Annotated in this window: 17 protein-coding genes; 12 read left to right on the top strand and 5 right to left on the bottom strand. The window is 61.6% G+C overall.

Annotated features, from left to right (window positions below; all coding sequences use genetic code 11):
• From BLQ92_RS33365 to BLQ92_RS33335, 7 genes are all read left to right on the top strand, one after another.
• Positions 1 to 540 carry a hypothetical protein gene (locus BLQ92_RS33365; RefSeq protein ID WP_090692977.1) on the top strand — a complete coding sequence of 180 codons (540 nt, stop codon included), beginning with the start codon at positions 1 to 3 and terminating at the stop codon, positions 538 to 540.
• 80 nt (positions 541 to 620) lie between these two features.
• Positions 621 to 1,595 (top strand): chemotaxis protein CheX, encoded by a 975-nt coding sequence (locus BLQ92_RS33360; protein WP_090692973.1) that lies wholly within the window; start codon positions 621 to 623, stop codon positions 1,593 to 1,595.
• 21 nt (positions 1,596 to 1,616) lie between these two features.
• Entirely contained in the window at positions 1,617 to 1,982 is a 366-nt protein-coding gene (locus tag BLQ92_RS33355; protein WP_090692970.1) for a response regulator, read from the top strand.
• A gap of 85 nt (positions 1,983 to 2,067) precedes the next feature.
• Entirely contained in the window at positions 2,068 to 2,673 is a 606-nt protein-coding gene (locus tag BLQ92_RS33350) for a GNAT family N-acetyltransferase (protein WP_090692966.1), read from the top strand.
• Positions 2,674 to 2,759: 86 nt separating this feature from the next.
• Complete coding sequence (locus BLQ92_RS33345) at positions 2,760 to 3,302, top strand: PaaI family thioesterase (RefSeq protein WP_244106219.1); 543 nt, start codon at positions 2,760 to 2,762, stop codon at positions 3,300 to 3,302.
• Between the two features lie 180 nt (positions 3,303 to 3,482).
• Positions 3,483 to 4,409, top strand: a complete 927-nt coding sequence (locus BLQ92_RS33340) for an ABC transporter ATP-binding protein (protein WP_090693115.1) — start codon at positions 3,483 to 3,485, stop codon at positions 4,407 to 4,409.
• Positions 4,406 to 5,167 carry an ABC transporter permease gene (locus BLQ92_RS33335; protein WP_090692959.1) on the top strand — a complete coding sequence of 254 codons (762 nt, stop codon included), beginning with the start codon at positions 4,406 to 4,408 and terminating at the stop codon, positions 5,165 to 5,167. Before BLQ92_RS33340 ends, BLQ92_RS33335 begins: the two co-directional genes overlap by 4 nt.
• Before the next feature lie 28 nt (positions 5,168 to 5,195).
• Here BLQ92_RS33335 and aspA read toward each other — a convergent pair whose 3' ends face one another.
• Positions 5,196 to 6,623: an aspartate ammonia-lyase gene (gene aspA, locus BLQ92_RS33330; protein WP_090692955.1), complete on the bottom strand. Its 1,428-nt coding sequence runs from the start codon at positions 6,621 to 6,623 to the stop codon at positions 5,196 to 5,198.
• Positions 6,624 to 6,730: 107 nt separating this feature from the next.
• On the opposite strand from aspA, the gene BLQ92_RS40305 reads away from it, so the two are divergent.
• Both BLQ92_RS40305 and BLQ92_RS33325 read left to right on the top strand, forming a co-directional pair.
• Positions 6,731 to 6,871, top strand: a complete 141-nt coding sequence (locus BLQ92_RS40305) for a hypothetical protein (protein ID WP_175772374.1) — start codon at positions 6,731 to 6,733, stop codon at positions 6,869 to 6,871.
• Between the two features lie 47 nt (positions 6,872 to 6,918).
• Complete coding sequence (locus tag BLQ92_RS33325; RefSeq protein ID WP_090692953.1) at positions 6,919 to 7,344, top strand: DUF3830 family protein; 426 nt, start codon at positions 6,919 to 6,921, stop codon at positions 7,342 to 7,344.
• A gap of 4 nt (positions 7,345 to 7,348) precedes the next feature.
• On the opposite strand, the gene BLQ92_RS33320 is transcribed toward BLQ92_RS33325, so the two are convergent.
• Positions 7,349 to 8,194, bottom strand: a complete 846-nt coding sequence (locus tag BLQ92_RS33320; protein ID WP_175772375.1) for a helix-turn-helix domain-containing protein — start codon at positions 8,192 to 8,194, stop codon at positions 7,349 to 7,351.
• A gap of 96 nt (positions 8,195 to 8,290) precedes the next feature.
• On the opposite strand from BLQ92_RS33320, the gene BLQ92_RS33315 reads away from it, so the two are divergent.
• The 3 genes from BLQ92_RS33315 (at position 8,291) to BLQ92_RS33305 (ending at position 14,288) form a co-directional block, all read left to right on the top strand.
• Entirely contained in the window at positions 8,291 to 8,956 is a 666-nt protein-coding gene (locus tag BLQ92_RS33315; protein WP_175772404.1) for an O-methyltransferase, read from the top strand.
• Between the two features lie 285 nt (positions 8,957 to 9,241).
• Positions 9,242 to 10,459 carry a sensor histidine kinase gene (locus tag BLQ92_RS33310; RefSeq protein WP_090692942.1) on the top strand — a complete coding sequence of 406 codons (1,218 nt, stop codon included), beginning with the start codon at positions 9,242 to 9,244 and terminating at the stop codon, positions 10,457 to 10,459.
• Positions 10,460 to 10,811: 352 nt separating this feature from the next.
• A complete protein-coding gene (locus BLQ92_RS33305) occupies positions 10,812 to 14,288 on the top strand; it encodes a YadA-like family protein (protein ID WP_244106221.1) in 3,477 nt (1,158 codons plus the stop codon).
• 84 nt (positions 14,289 to 14,372) lie between these two features.
• Here the strand turns inward: BLQ92_RS33305 and shiA are convergent, their stop codons facing one another.
• From shiA to gltS, 3 genes are all read right to left on the bottom strand, one after another.
• Positions 14,373 to 15,692, bottom strand: coding sequence for a shikimate transporter (gene shiA, locus BLQ92_RS33300; RefSeq protein ID WP_090692936.1), 1,320 nt, complete (start codon positions 15,690 to 15,692; stop codon positions 14,373 to 14,375).
• Positions 15,693 to 15,930: 238 nt separating this feature from the next.
• Positions 15,931 to 16,464, bottom strand: coding sequence for a hypothetical protein (locus BLQ92_RS33295; protein ID WP_090693111.1), 534 nt, complete (start codon positions 16,462 to 16,464; stop codon positions 15,931 to 15,933).
• A 177-nt stretch (positions 16,465 to 16,641) separates the two neighbouring features.
• Complete coding sequence (gene gltS / locus BLQ92_RS33290; RefSeq protein ID WP_090692932.1) at positions 16,642 to 17,910, bottom strand: sodium/glutamate symporter; 1,269 nt, start codon at positions 17,908 to 17,910, stop codon at positions 16,642 to 16,644.
• Between the last annotated feature and the right edge of the window lie 155 nt (positions 17,911 to 18,065).

Below are 18,065 nucleotides of genomic sequence, written 5' to 3'. Positions count from 1 at the left end.
GTGATTAGTGCGCATGCGAAAGACAGTATCGAACGCATCGTTTTCAGGGCGGCCAGATCGCGCCTGACGATGGACGCGGGCGACGTCTGCGAGATCGTGCCGGCTGGTGCGCATGGCGCGCATAGCTTGCCCGATACCAACCTGGTGATCCTGACGATTTCCGGCATCGCATTCCGGCTGCTGCTGATTCTTCATTTCGACGAGGACGAGCGTACTCACGGCTACTTCGTCAAGGAAGAGTCGGAACGCCCGTTTCTGGAAGTGTTTCTGGAGATATGCAATTTGTGCTGTGGAGCGGTGAATCAGGAACTGCTCCAGTATTTCCCGGATCTGGGCATGTCGACGCCCTATGTGCTGAGCGCGCGTTGCATGCCGTATATGGAGGCGCTCAAGCCTGAGTTTATGGCGTCGTATGCCGTCGCGATCAATGATTCAGTCAGGTTAGGAGCGACGATTTGCGTATGTGCCCATGCGCCGATCGACTTTGTCGCCGAAGTGAGCGCAGTCGAAGATACCAGCGGTGAACTCGAGCTGTTTTGAAACAGGCAGGAAACCGGCAACAACCAGGCAACAACCAGGCAACAACCAGGCAACAAGCAGGCAAGAAGCAGGGAAGCAAGATGAATGACAACAAACCAGTCAGCAAGGTACTCATCCTTGAGGATTGTCCGGCGCACGTGGAAGCGATAAGGAATTTCTGCGACGAGAACAACCTGATTGGTGTGAAGGTGAGCAAGAGCCGCCTCGCCTCGGCGTTACGCTCGAATTTCGACCTGGGTGCGATTCTCGTCTCCGAAAGCTACGGCGGGTCGGTCGAGGAGAGTACGGCGATTGCGCTCAGGATTCACGCGGCACGCCCCGAACTGCCGATCATCCTGCGGCGCGAATCGAGCGCGGCGCGCGAGGGTTTGCCGGCGGCGCTCGATGCGGTGGTGTGCGGGGCGTATGTCGCGAGCGACCTGGCGTCGCTGCGCACGGTGATCGACGAATACATTTTTAACCGCGAGTATCCGAACGCGCTGGTGCGCGGCATTGCGGAGCTGACGAGCGAGGTGCTCGCCAGCCTGTTCAGCGACCTGGGTGTGACGACGGATGCACCGTGTATTGTGCGCGACCGCATTATCTTCGGCGAAGTGTTCAGCCTGATCCCGCTGGAAAGCTCGTGGTGCCGCGGCTACATGATGATTCAGGCCGAAGAGCAGCCGATTCTCGATCTGCTCAACCGGCGCGAGACCTCGGAGGGCGCGGCCTCTGGCGGCCCCGCCGATTTCCGCGATCTGAACAGTCTGCTCGGCGAGCTGACCAACATGATCTGGGGGGCGTTCAAGAATCGCTATGTGGGCGATGCGGATGGCTTGTCGCACAGCCAGGTGCAGGTGCCGCTCCTGATCAACCACAAGCAGAAGTACATTTCGTTCGGTTCGGAAAGCCCGCATTTGTGCTTCACGTACCGGTTGACCGATGAACAGTCGGGGCGCGTAGTGAAGCTGCATCAGCGTTTCGCCTTTAGTTTGAGCTGGTCGCCCGAAGACTTTCAGGAATTCGAGCCGAGCGCCGACGACAGCGTGGGCGCAGGTGAACTCGATTTATTTTGATTGATGCCAAAGGAAATAGACATGTCGAAAATTCTGGTTGTGGATGACTCGAGCACGGTGCGTGACGAGGTAGCCGGCTTCCTGAGAAAGAATGGCCTGGACGTCGATACGGCAGTGGACGGCAAGGACGGCTTGACCAAGCTCAAGGGCAGCCCGGGCATCAAGCTGGTGATCAGCGACGTCAACATGCCGAATATGGACGGCCTGACGATGGTCGAAAAGATTCGCGGCGAACTCGGCAATAGCACGGTCAACGTGATCATGCTGACCACCGAAAGCAGCCCGGCCATGAAGGAACGCGGCAAGGCGGCGGGCGTGAAGGGCTGGATCGTCAAGCCGTTCAAGGGTGACGCCGTGCTGGAAACGTTCAGGAAGCTGGCAAGCTAAGCGGTACCCCTGTAAAACGCACCCACGCGGCCGATTCGGGGCATCATTTGCCTATTTGCGTCTTCCGGATCGAGGACACCGCCGCATGGCTGACGATGCAAACAATCTGGAACCCGTCCTCCGCGGCCGCAACGTCGTAGTCGAGCCGTTGCAGCTCAGCCATGAGCACGCGCTGATTGCCGCGGCCGCCGACGGCGAATTGTGGAATCTGACCCTCACGGTCGTGCCCACCGCTGAAACCATGGCGCGCTATATCGAGCGCGCCATGGCCGGCCGCAGCGCCGGCACTGTGATGCCGTTTGTGATTGTCCGGCGCGAGGACCAGCGCGTGGTCGGAAGCACGCGCTTCTGGAAAATCGACCGCCACAACCGCAAGCTCGAGATCGGCCAGACCTGGCTCTCCGCCTCAGTGCAACGCTCGGGCGTCAATACTGAGGCCAAATTCCTGCTGCTGCGCCACGCTTTCGAGGTGATGGACTGCGTGCGCGTGCAATTCACGACCGACGAACTGAACGAGAAATCGCGCGCCGCCATCCTGCGCATCGGAGCCAGGCAGGAGGGCATTGTGCGCCACGAACGCATCATGCCGGACGGTCTTAAGCGGAATTCCGTGCGCTTCAGTATCATTGACACCGAATGGCCGGAAGTCCGCGCCGGCTTGGAGCAGAAGATGGCGCGCACGGAGGGCTGAGCGGAACTATGCCGCGTGGGTCAGCCATTGAAGCTGACAACGAAGGCGTCAATGAGTGCGGCGGCAATAACAATCGGAGATTCCATTTGAGTTCGGAACAAGTGATCGAGGCATGGCTGGCTGAGGAGGCGGAGGTGTTGAGCCGGGTGGAAGCAGGCCCGGGCCCGGGATTGGCAAGCCCCGAACAGGTTGCCGGCAAAACCGGCCTCGAAGTTTTGCAGGCCATGCTGCGCGGCGAAATTCCCTATGCGGCAATCGCAAAGACGCTCGATTTCACCCTCATGGAAGTGAGCGAAGGCCGCGCCATGTTTCAGGGCAGGCCGCTTGCGCAGCATCTGAACCCGCTCGGCACCGTTCACGGCGGTTGGGTGGCGACGCTGCTCGATTCGGCGCTCGGCTGCTCCGTACACACCATGATGCCGCCTGGCCGCAGTTACACCACGGCTGAACTCAGCGTGAACTACGTGAAGGGGCTGACGCCTCGAGTGGGACGGGTGCGCGCGGAAGGCAAGGTGATTCATTGCGGTCGCCAACTGGCCACCGCCGAGGCGCGTCTGATCGGTCCGGACGGCACCTTGTACGCGCACGGTACGACGACCTGTCTGGTGTTCGAGATTCCCCAGCGTTAATGTGACGCGCCGTAAGGCGTGCTCGCCCCACGTATGCCGGGGCAAGCCGACGCGCGCATGCCCCTGGATGCTTTCAATTATATTGCGAGGGTCAAGATGGATTCCGGATCATCCCTCCGGGCTGCGGCCCGGCACATTCAACCGACTCAAGCGGCGTTTGCGTCCGCACCCGTGTCCTCCATGCAGCCTATCGTCTCCGTCACGAATCTCTCCAAGACCTACGCTTCCGGCTTTCACGCGCTGAAAAATATCAATCTCGCGATTCGCCGCGGCGAGATCTTCGCGCTGCTGGGGCCGAACGGCGCGGGCAAGACCACGCTGATCAGCACCATTTGCGGCATCGTGAGACCGAGCGAGGGCTCGATCATGGTGGACGGTCACGATATCGGCACCGCTTACCGCGCAGCGCGCTCGCTGATCGGTCTGGTGCCGCAGGAACTCACCACGGACGCCTTCGAAACCGTCTGGGCCACGGTGTCGTTTAGCCGTGGACTGTTCGGCAAGCCGGCCAACCCTGCCTATATCGAGAAGGTGCTCAGGGATCTCTCGTTATGGGAAAAGCGCAACAACAAGATCATCACGCTCTCGGGCGGCATGAAGCGACGCGTGCTGATTGCCAAGGCGCTTTCGCATGAGCCGCGCGTGCTGTTTCTCGATGAGCCGACCGCCGGTGTCGACGTCGAACTGCGGCGCGACATGTGGCAACTGGTGCGCTCGCTGAGCGCGAGCGGCGTGACGATCATCCTGACCACGCACTATATCGACGAAGCGGAAGAAATGGCCGACCGGATCGGCGTGATCAACGGCGGCGAGATCATGCTGGTCGAAGAAAAGGCCGAACTGATGCGCAAGCTCGGCAAGAAGCAATTGACGCTGCAACTCGAAAACCCGCTCGAACAGGTGCCCGAGCCACTCGCGGAGTATCGCCTCGCGCTCTCCGCCGACGGCACCGAACTGATCTACACGTATGATACGGAACGCGATCGCAACAGCATCATTGCCTTGCTGAAGGCGCTGGACGACGCAGGTATCCGCTTCAAGGATCTGCAGACCACGCAGAGTTCGCTTGAAGATATCTTTGTTAGCCTGCTAAGAGGTGACCAGTGAACATTTACGCAATCCGCGCTATCTATAAGTTCGAGATGGCGCGAACCTGGCGCACGATGATGCAGAGCATCATTGCGCCGGTGATTTCCACCTCGCTGTATTTCGTCGTGTTCGGCGCGGCGATCGGTTCGCGCATCAAGGAAGTGGACGGCATCAGCTATGGCGCGTTCATCGTGCCGGGCCTCATCATGCTGTCGCTGTTGTCGCAAAGCATTTCGAACGCGTCGTTCGGGATTTACTTTCCGAGGTTCACGGGGACGATCTACGAGTTGTTGTCGGCGCCGGTCTCCTATCTTGAGATCGTGGTGAGTTATGTCGGCGCGGCTGCGACCAAATCGATCCTGCTGGGGTTGATCATTCTCGCCACCGCCGGGTTGTTTGTGCCCTTGCAGGTGCAGCATCCGTTCTGGATGGTGCTGTTCCTCGTGCTCACGGCGGTGACGTTCAGCCTGCTCGGTTTCATCATTGGCATCTGGGCGGACAACTTCGAGAAGCTGCAACTCGTGCCGCTCTTGATCATTACGCCGCTGACGTTTCTCGGCGGGAGCTTTTACGCCGTCAACATGCTGCCGCCGTTCTGGAAGGTCGTGACCTTGTTCAATCCGATCGTGTACCTGGTGAGTGGCTTTCGCTGGAGTTTCTACGGCCTGGCGGATGTGAATGTCGGCGTGAGCCTCGGCATGACTGCGCTGTTTCTGGCGGTGTTTCTGGCGATCGTGGCGTGGATCTTCAAGACGGGGTACCGGTTAAAGACGTAGTAGACCAGCGAGGCCAGCATCAGGCCGCCTACTTCGCGGGCGGAAGAACCAGCGGTGTGGGCTGGGTCAGCACCTCAGGTTTGAGGATTTCGTCAAGCTGCTGCTTGGACAACAGTCCTCGTTGCAGCACGATGTCGTACACGCTACCGCCCGAGGCATGGGCCTCCATCGCCACCGAGGTCGCGTTGGCGTAACCGATGTACGGATTCAGCGCGGTCACGATGCCGATGGAGTTCTCGACCGAAGCGCGCAAGCGCGCTTCGTTGGCCGTGATGCCTTTAACGCAGCGTTCGGCAAGCGTCAGACAGCCGTTGCGCAGGTGCGTGACGCTCTTGAACAGGCTGTGCGCGATGATCGGCTCGAAGGCATTCAATTGAAGCTGCCCGGCCTCGGCCGCGAAACTCACGGTGACGTCGTTGCCGATGACCTCGAAGGCGATCTGGTTCACGACTTCCGGGATGACCGGATTGACTTTCCCAGGCATGATGCTCGAACCAGCCTGCATGGGCGGGAGATTGATCTCGCCAAGACCTGCACGTGGACCACTGGAGAGGAGCCGCAAATCGTTGCAGGTTTTCGAAAGCTTCACCGCCACGCGCTTGAGCACGCCGGATAACTGGACGAAGCTGCCACAGTCCTGGGTGGCTTCAATGAGGTTGGGGGCCGTGATCAGTTGAATGCCCGTGATCTCCCTGAGGTGCTTCAAGACCAGCGGCGCGTACTCGGGGTGTGCCGTAATACCTGTACCGATTGCGGTCGCACCCATGTTGATCTCGCAGATCAGCAGGGCCGCCTCGCGCAACCGATCCTCGTCCTCGCCGAGCATCACCGCATAGGTGCTGAACTCCTGGCCGAGCGTCATGGGCACCGCATCCTGCAGCTGGGTGCGCCCCATCTTCAGAACGTCCTTGAACTCCAAGGCCTTGGCTTCGAAGGCGCGTCGCAACACACCCATGGCATCGACAAGCCCCAGGATGCCGAACCAGGTGGCGATCTTGAGCGCCGAAGGGTAGACGTCGTTGGTGCTTTGGCCAATGTTGACCTGCTCGTTCGGGTGCAGGTACTGGTACTCGCCTTTCTTGTGCCCCAGCAACTCAAGAGCACGGTTTGCAATCACCTCGTTGGCGTTCATGTTGGTCGAGGTTCCCGCACCCCCCTGGATCACATCGACGACAAACTGCTCATGCAGCTTCCCATCGAGCAATTCTGCGCAGGCCTTAACGATGGCACTACAACGCGCCTCGTCGAGCAGGCCGAGTTCATGATTCGCGAGCGCAGCAGATTGCTTGATACAGGCGAGCGCCTTGATCAACTCAGGGTATACCGAGATTGGCAATCCGGTGATTGGAAAATTTTCCACGGCACGCAAGGTGTGAACGCCGTAGTAGGCGTCGGCAGGAACGTCACGATCGCCCAGCAAATCATGTTCGGTTCTAAAGACGGGTTCGTTGCTCATCGACAGACTCCTCACACGGGATTTGAAGTTAGGCCACTGGCGAAACGTAGCGAAAAAAACCAACGAGCGCGAGCGTCATGCCAATTTAGCATGGAGGGTGTCGTCCTATGCATACGCGGCTGAATATCACGAGGCTGGGCCGCGCCAGTGCGGGCGACTTGATGGATTTCGCCGCGAAAGCGGGCGCCACACGCATCTACCAGCAACTCGCCCGCGACTGTTTGCAGAGCCTGCAGCAAGTAGAATAGCGGACGGCCGACCATTCCGTTCAACCAGACTTCGCGGACAGACAACCATGACCCGACTTCGTATTACCTCCTGCGGCCACGAATTTATCGCCGAAACCCATCCGGATGCACCGCAGACGGTGGCTGCTTTTCTGAAGCTCCTGCCGTATCGCCAGAAGCTGATCCACGTGCGCTGGAGCGGCGAAGGCTGCTGGGTGCCGCTCGGCGAGTTCAAGCTGGAAAACGACGGCACGGCCGTGGGCTTCGAAAACCATACGAGCCACCCGTCGGTCGGGGATATTCTGTTCTATCCTGGCGGCTACAGCGAAACCGAGATCATCCTCGCCTATGGCTCGTGCTGCTTTGCCAGCAAGATGGGGCAACTGGCGGGCAATCACTTCCTGACGATCGTCGAAGGCAAGGAGCGCCTGCGCGAACTCGGCGTCAAGGTGCTGTGGGAAGGCGCACAAGACATCCTGTTCGAACAGATCTGATCGATCAGCGCCGGCCTGCGAGCGTCCGATACACCGAGGGCGCGATATCGCAGGCGGCCTCCCACGCGTGGTTCAGGTGGGCAGAATCGAAGAAGCCGGCGGCCTGCGCGGTCGCCGTGATGGATTCGTCCAGGTTGCGCAGCCGGTAGCCGGCAATCGTCAGCCGCACTGCTTGCTTGACGAGGCCAAAGGTCAGGCCGTGCCTGCCCAGATCGCGCTGCAGCGTGCGCGGCGCGCAGCCTAGCTGGGCCGCCGCATCGAGCAGTTCCGTTGCGGGTTCTTCGTAGAGCATGCCAATCGCATCGGCCGCGGCGCTGCCCGGCAGTGCGAGCGCTTGCGCGAGGCCGAACAGCCGGTCGGGGCGGTCCGCGTTGGCGGGACGCTGTTGGGCGCACGAACGCGCCGCCTCGATGCACTGCTCGACCAACTCCGATCTGAATGCCGAATCGGCTGCCGCGGCTTGCGGCTGCCGCCGCAAGCTGGGTGCGCTTGCGTGGGGGCTTTCTTCCAGGTGAGTGCGCACGCCGAGCCTCGCGAGCCGGTTGAGGGCGTTCCAGCGCCTGTCGAACTCGGCGTTCTCGCCGGCGCCGAACAGCAGCGCTGCGAGAGGGTTGGCGTCGCAGGTGAAACCTTGCTGCAGGCGCCGCGCCCTTTGCCCAGCCCCCAAGGTGCGGGCCGCCGCCTGCGCGGCCTGGGCGTAGACGGCATGCTCGACAAACCCGGCCACGACGCTGCGCACCGAGCGTGCGAGTACGGCGGCGTCCGCGTCAGCCTCAGCGGCGCCGGTCACGGCTGCATGCAGCAGGTGATAGCTCTTCAAGGGCTGCGCGGTGGCAGGGCGCGGTGTCACGTATTTACAATCCCGAAGCGCAGACATGGAACACGATCACAGCTTCATCCACTACGGGAGTGAACTGTGACCACTCAAATGACCGCGTCGCCTTTGATTGCCACGATTGCAACGGACAGGGTCAAGGCGACCCTCGACAGGTTATACGCCGAGACGCTACGTGTCGATCCGCTCGTGCGGCAGGCTGCGCAGCGCGATGGCTTCGAAAGCGAAGCCGATGCGGGATTTTATCGCGCCATGCGCGAGGCCTATATGCCGGTGACGCCTGAGATGGGCGGCCTGCTTTACCTGCTGGCGCGCAGCATCGGCGCCCGGACGCTGATCGAATACGGCACCTCGTTCGGGCTGTCGACCTTGTTTCTCGCCGCTGCGTTGCGCGACAACGGCGGTGGCGTCCTGATCAGCACCGAGATCGAAGCGCACAAGGCTGCCCAGGCGCGTCTCAATCTGGCAGAGGCGGGACTCGACGATCTGGTGGAAATTCGTCTCGGGGACGCCACCCATACGCTTGCCGAGGGCTGTCCGGATGGCATCGACTTCGTGCTGCTGGACGGGGCGAAGTCGGACTATCTGCCCGTGCTCAAGATGCTGGAGCCGCGCTTGCGCGCTGGCGCGCTGATTTCGGCGGATAACAGCGAGATGGCTGGCGCCCGGGCGTTCGTCGATTATGTGCGGGAGCCGCGCAACGGCTACCTGTGCGCGTCGCTGTTTACCCAGGCGCTGGGTGCTTATCATGCCAATCAGATTGTGATGCGTATGTAACTACGATACCCGTCCCTTTGCTGCTGTGCGGCGGTTCTACGGCTGATCGTATCGAGCCCCGGAATGACGCCATCTGGCATCGTCCGGCGGCGATGGGCTAATCGTATGAGGTATGGGTCGGGCCTGATTTCGGACCGCCGGAGGCCGGGCTGGCGCCGCCGGGCCTGGCGAGGCGTTAGCAAGGGTCCGGATTGGCGTGATACGCTGGAAGGTGATCGAGCGAGCCTCGTCGGGGACGGCGGGTGTTCATTTATTACCCTCCTTCCTGGCGGCAGGCCCTGATCTATGCCCGATTCGCAAGTACGCCCACTCCGCGCATTCGCCGAGAGCCTTCGTCTGGATCAGGTCAACCTGACCGAGCGGTGGATGAGGGCCGTTTTCCAAGACACCGAGCTAACCGAAGCCGACCGGCTGACCTACGAGCAACTGTCCGACCACATCCCCGCCATTCTCGAGGAAATCTGCAGCGCGCTTGAAGAGCAGGATTTCGATCAGGTCGAGCCGGCCATCGAGCGCAACGCGCGCAAGCATGGCAAGCTGCGCTGGCGGCAGGGCTACCGGATCGACGAACTGGTGCGCGAACTCGATCTGTTCCGGCAGATGCTGACCGGCCAGATTGTCCAGTTCAGCGAATCGCGGCCGTTTTTCACGCGGCGTCACGAGGAACGCGCGCGGCATTTCATCGACGAGGCGGTCAGCTTCGTCACGCTGACCTCGATTCGCGAGGTTGTCACCGAACGCGACCGGAAAATCGACGACTACACCGGCCGGCTCGAGCGCGCGAATCACGAACTCACCTTGAAGCAGCGCCTGGTCAGCGATCTGTACGAGTCGCGCATGCAGATCACGCGCAGTGTGGTGCACGATCTGCGCAATTTCCTGAATGTGTTTTCGATGGCGCTGCAACTGATGTCGCGCGCACCGGCCAAGGTCGAAGCCGCGTTGGCGCTCGCCAACCGCCAGGCGGTCGATATGAAGGCGCTGGTGGACGAGCTGGTCGAGTATTCAGTTGTGCTTGGCGATACCAGTCACCTGGCCGTCGAGCCGCTTGACTTGCACGATCTGTTCGACGACCTGGTGGCCTCGTGCGGTCCGATTATTGAAGCCAAGGGCTTGCGCTTGACCCATACGTTCGACGCCGCTTTGAGCACGATCGTGTCGAACCGGCTCAAGCTGAAGCAGGTGGCGCTGAATCTGCTGACCAACGCGGCGAAGTACACCAAGGTGGGCCAGGTCGAGCTGGCGATGACGGCGGACGGTGACGACCACTGGCGTCTGCGGGTATCGGATACCGGGGTGGGGATCGGCCCGTCGGATCGCGAGCGGGTTTTCAAGGAATTCGAACGCGCGGCGGAAGAGGACGTTCCCGGCGCGGGCCTCGGGCTTGCGATCGTCCGGGAGTTGACGCGGGTGCTGGGTGGGCAGATCCGCTTCGACTCGCATGAGGGTGAGGGGACCAGCTTTGTCATCCGGTTTCCGGTGCGGCTGGAGGCGGGGGAGTGAGGGGGCTAGCCGTTTGGCCAGGGTGAAATTCGTCTGCGCGATGGATAGACTGGGATTCAACCCGCCTGGAAGTCTCCGGAACGTCGATGAGATTAGGAGCTTTCGTATATCCCGTTTTTTCTGAGCGGGGTACAACGAACTCTCTTGTCTCGATTAACCTGAATGGGATAAGTCGACCTGTTCAGGTGCCAATGTGGGCTAGAGAGTATTTCGTTGTGTGGCTGGATCTCGGGTGTTCGCAGGGAGAGAGGATTCTTACGAATTTATTTTTTTCTGCTATTTCGTTAGGAATCCATAGGAAAAATCCGTCCTGTTTGGGGCATATCGTTCATATAAGAGTAAGGGGTAAATCTTGAACCAGTCTTATAAAACTGTATGGAATGCGTCTTCTGATACGTTTGTGGCTGTTGGGGAGAACGCGAAGGGGCGTGGCAAGAAGTCGTCTGGGTGCAAGACGCGGAATGTGGCGTTGTTAGCCGCTGTGGCCACATCGGGCGGCGCGTTGCCAGTCCTTGCGCTATCGGCGTTGACGGTTTCGGCGGCGATGCTTCCAGCCGGCGCATTCGCAGCCGCCAACGACAGTGCTGTCCCTGACACGCCTTCGGCTGCAGCGAACGGCGTGAAGTCGATGCTGTTGAGCGCGACTCCTGTGACCAGCTATGTCACGGTGAACGGCATGAACGACGGCACGGATAAAGCACCGGTGGCAAGCTCTCAAGGGGCCATTGCGATCGGGTCAGGCGCCGTTGCTACCGTCGGCGCAGGCGGTGGCATTGACCAGATCGCTATTGGCCGCGGCGCTGTAGCCAGCGCGAGCAATGCTATCGCGCTGGGCAAGTATTCGACCGCCAGCGCAAACAATGCCGTTGCCTTGGGCCAGGGCACGGTGGCCAACCGCGCCAATACGGTTGATGTGGGTTCGCGCCAGATCACCAGCGTGGCCAATGGTACGAATGCAATGGACGCGGTTAACCTGGCGCAGCTTCAGGCGATGGGCGCGAGTGTGAGCAGTGGCGTGGTGACGAACAGTGTCGTCTCGTACGACAGCGCGTCGCGCAGCGCGATCACGCTGAAGGGCGCAATCGGCACGAAGATCACCAATCTTGCTCAAGGCAGCGTGTCGCCCTTGAGCACAGACGCAGTGAATGGTTCGCAGCTCTATCAGACGAACCAGAATGTCTCGAACGTGGCAGGCAACCTGGCCAATGTCACCAGCAATCTCGCCAACGTCACCAGCACCGTCAACAACATTGTCAACGGCGGCGGGGCGGGTTCGCCTTTTGTGGCATTTGGTACGGCCACCGGCGATACGACGGGCGGCTCTAATCCTCGTACGGACGACGCACCCGCTAATGCCGCAGGGCGTGGCAGTACTGCGATCGGCCGTGGCGCGTTGGTGAGTGCGTCGGGTACGCGAGGCACTGCCCTTGGCGAGCTTGCCGAAGTCGACGGAGCCGGCGGGGTTGCGCTCGGGACGGCGGTGAACAAGGACGGCACGGTTTCGGCGCCGGACTACGTGATTGGCGGTCGTACGTACAACAACGTCGGGGATGCGTTGCGTGCCGTCAACACAGGCACGGGGGGCGATGTGTCGAAGTACGTCGCGGTGAGTTCGGCCGCACCCGGGGCGAAAGCACTGGGCGATGGGGGCATCGCTGTTGGTGCCAACACTTATGCCAGTGGCAACAACGCGATAGCGATCGGTACAGGGGCGATGGCACGATATGCCAACTCCACGGCCATCGGTACAAACTCGATGACCGACGCACCCAACACGGTGTCGGTGGGCAGTCAGGGAGCGGAACGTAGTATTACCAACGTGGCGGATGGCACGAATCCAACCGACGCAGCGACTGTTGGTCAACTGAACGCGCTTGACGCGAGTGTCAGTAACACGACGAAGTACATCAAGGTGATCTCGACCGCGATGCAGGCTCAGGCGGCGGGCCGCGACTCGGTGGCGATCGGCGGCAACGCCTTTGCCAACAACTACCAATCGGTCGCCATTGGTGCGGGGGCACGCGCGATGGGCGTTGGGGCTGTTGCAATTGGTTTTGGTTCGTTGGCGAGCGAGGACTACACGCTGGCGGTTGGGAACAAGGGTATGCAAAGACGCATCATTGACGTGGCAGATGGCCGGGACATGAGCGATGCGGCAACCGTCGGCCAGGTCTACAACATTCTGACCGGTACCAATTCATCGACCGTCAGCCAACTTATCGCGCTGCAGGCGCAAGTCGCCGAGAATGCGCAGCAAACTAGCGGAGTGGAGTCGATGTTGCTGGGCGCAGCGCCGGTGACGAGCGACCTTGCTCAAAACACCAGCGACATCGCGAAGAATGCCGGCGACATTGCGAATCTCGACACCCGTGTCAAGACGGTTGAACGCTCCATGACGAGCCTCGCGAATCGGATCAGCGACAGCATAGAAGGCCTCGTGCAACAGGATCCCACCACGAGCGATCTGACTGTCGCCAAGGACACGGACGGCACGCACGTCGACTTCACGGGTACGGCCGGTCCGCGTGAGCTGTTAGGGGTTGCGTCCGGCACGACCGACGGCTCGGCTGTCAACGTAGGCCAGCTCAGGCCACTCGTTTCCGCGCTGGGTGGAGGTGCGCAGATCAATGCCGACGGCTCGGTCACGGCGCCCACGTACCACGTGCAGGGCGGTACACAGACTAGCGTGGGAGACGCGCTCGGCTCGCTCGACAACGGCCTGACGACCCTGCAACAGAGCCTCGCCGCGGATAATACCGGCCTCATTGCACAGGACGTGACGAGTCGTACCATCAACCTGGGCGCGGCGACGGACGGCACGCTGATCAACATCGCGGGTACAGCGGGCAACCGGGTGCTCACCGGTGTCGCGCCGGGTGCCGTCAGTGTTTCCAGCGCAGATGCCGTCAACGGTTCGCAGCTCTATGCGCACGCGAACAGCACAGCGGTGGCGCTCGGCGGCGGCTCGACGGTCAACAGCGATGGCACGATCACCGCGCCAAGCTACAACGTCGGAGGTACGACGGTGAACAGCGTCGGCGGCGCGCTCAGCAATCTCGACGGTCGAGTAACGCAGAACACCAATGACATCGCGAGCCTGCAGACCACGGTCGGCTCGATCAGCGGCTCGGTGGCGAATGCGCTGCAGTACGACAGTTCCGCGCACAACTCCGTGACGCTCGGCGGCTCGACCACCGCGCCGCCGGTGAAGTTGACCAACCTGCAGGCCGGGGATCTGTCGGCAACCAGCACAGACGCCGTCACCGGCGCGCAACTCTGGAGCACCAACCAGCAGGTCAGCAGTCTCACCCAGGCCGTGCAGAACGTGCAGACAACTGGCTCCAGCGATATCGCCAGTAACACCACCAGCGGCACACCGGCTGCGGCAACCGGTACCAACTCCACGGCGATTGGCGGTGGCTCAACCGCCAGCGGCGCGAACTCGGTTGCCATCGGCCAGGGATCGGTGGCCGATCAGGCCAATACGGTGTCGGTCGGGTCGTCGGGCAACGAGCGGCGTATCACCAACGTCGCACCTGGCCAGACGCCTACCGACGCTGTGAACATGGGGCAGTTCCAGTCTGGTATGACCGACCTGGCGCGTAATGCCTACAGCGGAACCGCATCTGCGATTGCGCTGACCATGATCCCGGAAGTCGATGCGAACAAGAATCTCGCCATCGGTGTGGGGACGGCGGGCTATAAGGGCTATCAGGCGACGGCGGTGGGTCTGTCGGCTCGCGTCACACAAAACCTGAAAGTCAAGATCGGTGCCGGCATCAGTTCAGCCACCACCACGGTCGGGGCCGGCGCGGCTTATCAGTGGTAACGCGTTGAGCAGGGCGTCAAGAGCTAACCAAGGTGCTTGACGCGAAGGTATTGCCGCTTAGGGAGGCGAGGCAGCGTCATCTCCCTAAGCCACCGTACGACCGGTTTTCATGCGTGCGGCGACCAGCAGCGAAATCAGACAACCGACACCCAAATAAACCGCCACCGGATGCCACGAGCCACCCGCGAGGCTTACCAGTCCTACGGCGATGAAGGGCGTAAAACCGCCACCTACCACGCTTGCCACCTGGTAGCCGACCCCCGCGCCGCTATAGCGGTACTCGGTGCCGAACAGTTCGGTGAACATCGGTTGCTGCACACTCACCACCATGTCGTGCGCCACGTTCGCGAGCATCACTGCGAAGACCACGATCCACACCGTCGCACGCGCTTCGAGGGCGAGGAAGAACGGCACGGCGCTCAGCATGCCGACCAGTGCGCCGACCATATACACGCGGCGCCGGCCGAAGCGGTCGGCAAGCCACGCGAAGCAGGGGATCGTCAGGCAACTCAGCGCACCCACCAGCAGCCCGATGTTCAGGAAGAACGTGCGCGGCATGCCGAGGTTCGCGGTCGAGTAGTTCAGCGCGAAGGCCGTCACGATATACATCGTGAACAGTTCCGCAAGACGCAGCGCGATGATTAACAGAAATGCCTTCGGATGCTTGAGCAACGCTTCGACGATCGGCAAGCGCGGCCGCACAGCGCCTTTTTCAACCACCTTCTCGACGAACTCCTTCGACTCTTCCATATTCGAGCGGATCCACAGCGCAATCAGCACCAGCACCACGCTGAACAGGAACGGCAAGCGCCAGCCCCAGGCGAGGAAGGTGGCGTTGTCCATCGAGTGGCTGATGATCGACACGAGGCCTGTAGCGAGCACGAGGCCGACGCCATAGCCGACCTGCACGCCGCTGCTGTAGAACGCCTTCTTTTTCTCGGGCGCGCTTTCGACGGCCATCAGAGCCGCGCCACCCCATTCGCCGCCAACCGCAAAACCCTGAATGGCGCGCAGCGTCACGAGCAGCACCGGCGCCCACCAGCCAATGCTGCGAAACGACGGCAGCAGGCCGATCGCCGCAGTGGAAAGGCCCATCATCATGACGGTCAGCACCAGCATGCGCTTGCGGCCGAGGCGATCGCCGTAGTGGCCGAAGATGAAGCCGCCGAGCGGACGGAACAGGAAGCCGACGCCAAAGGTCGCGAAGGCCGCGAGCGTGCCCATCGCCGCGCTGACCTGCGGAAAGAACTGGGTGTTGAACACGAGTGCGGCGACGATGCCGTACAGCAGGAAGTCGTACCAGTCGACCACCGCGCCGACAAAGCTGCCTAGTGCGGCGCGGCGGGCGCGGCTTCCATTGCTGGCGGCGTCGCGTGGGGCCGCTGTCGATACTGCTGTGGTCATTGGGTGTCTCCTTCCTGTATGCCTGGAACCGCAGCCGAGGTTCGTGTGCCGCTCGGCTCCTTTTGGCCGGTTACCGCGCGCTATCCGCTGCGAGATTCCCGAAGAATAATGAGACTGTAGGCCTTCTACAATCCGCGTTTGGGGTCAACTGCGCGATTGGCGAACGGATGTGCGCGCATAGCGCGCGTTTTGCGCGTTAACACTGAGGCTCATTAAGGTGTAGGGGAGCGATGGCAAACTACTCGACGGCCTTGGCAAAGCCTGTATCACCGACCAGTGCTTCGACGCTGAGCTTGACCGTATCATCCAGCGCGATCTTGACATTGGTAAACTTCGCGCACTTCAGCCTGACCGTCTTGGTCGATGCATACACGACCCTTTGCGTTGCGACTTCACGCACGACGTAATGGACCTTCAGTGTCCAGACCGCCGGCGCCCGCGCATCGTTGACGGAGAACGCCTCGATTCGTCCGCTCAGCACTCTGCCTGGGTTTGCCGCATTGAACCCGGCTAGTTGCATTTGATGCGCGACGCTATTGCGTACCGCTTCGTCGATATTGGTTTTGAGGACGATCGCGGTCATCGCCGTATTCTCGATACGGTTGGCCGATATCTGGCCATTGCGGGCCGGCATATAAACGAACTCACTGGCAGGCGCCACGCCTAGCGAAGCCGCCGCATGCTGCGTATCCGGCGCGGGGTGCAAGAAGCTGAACCACGAACACGCGGATAGCTGGAGCGCGGCGAAAGCGATGCCAGCGCGTCTGAACAAGGTCGATTTCACGTCGAAGTGAGCACGCCAGACCGATCGCCTCACCTGGGACGTGACCGGCGGCGATCCTGGCGAGAGGCGAGGAAAGGCGAGATTGTTAGCCAGAAGGAACTCCGCGGGAATGAGAGGCATCCTAAAACCGCGATTGTGCTCTGAGTGTGCGCCGCCTTTTCTCCCTTAGTGAAAAATCGGCAACGCGAGGTAGCCTTTAATCACGATGGCGTTGGCGATATCGATGAAGAACGCACCCACCATCGGCACTACCAGAAACGCCACATGCGAGTGGCCGAAGCGATTCGTGACTGCCTGCATGTTCGCGATCGCGGTGGGCGTCGCGCCCAGCCCGAAGCCGCAATGCCCCGCGGCCAGCACCACGGCGTCGTAGTTGCGGCCCATCACGCGAAAGGTCACGAAGCTCGCATACAGCACCATCAAGACGGTTTGCGCGGCCAGCAACGAGATGACCGGCAACGCCAACGCCGCCAGGTCCCAGAGTCTGAGCGTCATCAGCGCCATGGCGAGGAACAGCGCGAGACTCACATTGCCGAGCAGCGCCACGGCATGCTCGATCACGGGCTTGCCTGCCAGTGCGAGACCATTGCTCAACAGCACGCCGACGAACAGCACGCAGACAAAGCTCGGCAACTCGAAGGTTGTACCCGCAAGCAGATTCGCTAGCGTTTCGCCACCGGCGAGGCTAATGGCGATCAACGAGAGCGTGGCGATGAACGCGGCAGGTGTGGTGGCCTGCTCGGCTTGCGGCTCTTCGAAGGCCAGTGGCGGCTCCGCAGGCGTGGCTGTGACCGGGGGCGAGGCCGTGGTTGTGGCGGAACGCGGCTCATCCTGAGCGCGCTGAGCCGTTGTGGCAGTCGTAGGCTTCGGCGGCTGCACACGGCGCATCAGCAGCCGGGCGACCGGGCCTCCGAGGATGCCGCCCATTACGAGGCCGAAGGTTGCGCAGGCAATGGCGGCCTCGGTGGCCGACTGCAGGCCGTGGTGTTCGGCGAACACCTTGCTCCACGCCGCGCCTGTACCGTGGCCACCGGATAGCGTGATCGAGCCGCCTAGCAGGCCCAACAGCGGGTCGACGCCGAGCACGTAGGCGAGGCCGATACCGACGGCGTTCTGCAGAATCAGCAAGCCGATCACCACGCCCAGAAAGCGCAGCAGCAGCGGGCCGCCGCGCTTGAGGCTCGAGAGATTGGCGTTCAGGCCGATGGTGGCGAAGAACGCCAGCATCATGGGCGGCTGCAGGCTTGTATCGAAGCGAACCTCAATGTTGCCGGTGAGCCGCAGCACCAGAAGGGAAACCGCCGCGACGAGACCGCCGGCCACCGGCTCGGGAATCGTATAAGCGCGCAGGAGCGGGATCCACGTTACGAGCCGGTTGCCGAGCAGCAGGACCAGTGAGGCGGCGACGAGTGTGCCGTAAGTACCGATGTTCATGTCCGACCTTGTAAAGCGGATAGCGGGGTGACAGCGTGGTCGCAGCACCGGTCGATACGCAGACCGATTGATGCGCCGCTGTGGGGCTGGCAGCGCTCTCCATCTTGACCACTCTCATGCCACCGTGCAAGAGGCGCCTGACCCTAAGCGAAGCG

Origin of the sequence: Paraburkholderia phenazinium (assembly GCF_900100735.1) — a bacterium.
GTDB classification, from domain to species: Bacteria; Pseudomonadota; Gammaproteobacteria; order Burkholderiales; family Burkholderiaceae; genus Paraburkholderia; species Paraburkholderia phenazinia.
Note: the sequence above shows the minus strand (reverse complement) of the source record. Positions and strands in the feature narration are given on the sequence as shown.

Coding starts and splice junctions, on each gene's coding strand:
- BLQ92_RS40305 (WP_175772374.1), top strand. CDS start 6,731: ATGCATACGCGGCTGAATATCACGAGGCTGGGCCGCGCCAGTGCGGGC.
- BLQ92_RS33355 (WP_090692970.1), top strand. CDS start 1,617: ATGTCGAAAATTCTGGTTGTGGATGACTCGAGCACGGTGCGTGACGAG.
- BLQ92_RS33310 (WP_090692942.1), top strand. CDS start 9,242: ATGCCCGATTCGCAAGTACGCCCACTCCGCGCATTCGCCGAGAGCCTT.
- BLQ92_RS33325 (WP_090692953.1), top strand. CDS start 6,919: ATGACCCGACTTCGTATTACCTCCTGCGGCCACGAATTTATCGCCGAA.
- BLQ92_RS33350 (WP_090692966.1), top strand. CDS start 2,068: ATGGCTGACGATGCAAACAATCTGGAACCCGTCCTCCGCGGCCGCAAC.
- gltS (WP_090692932.1), bottom strand. CDS start 17,910: ATGAACATCGGTACTTACGGCACACTCGTCGCCGCCTCACTGGTCCTG.
- BLQ92_RS33360 (WP_090692973.1), top strand. CDS start 621: ATGAATGACAACAAACCAGTCAGCAAGGTACTCATCCTTGAGGATTGT.
- BLQ92_RS33340 (WP_090693115.1), top strand. CDS start 3,483: ATGCAGCCTATCGTCTCCGTCACGAATCTCTCCAAGACCTACGCTTCC.
- aspA (WP_090692955.1), bottom strand. CDS start 6,623: ATGAGCAACGAACCCGTCTTTAGAACCGAACATGATTTGCTGGGCGAT.
- shiA (WP_090692936.1), bottom strand. CDS start 15,692: ATGACCACAGCAGTATCGACAGCGGCCCCACGCGACGCCGCCAGCAAT.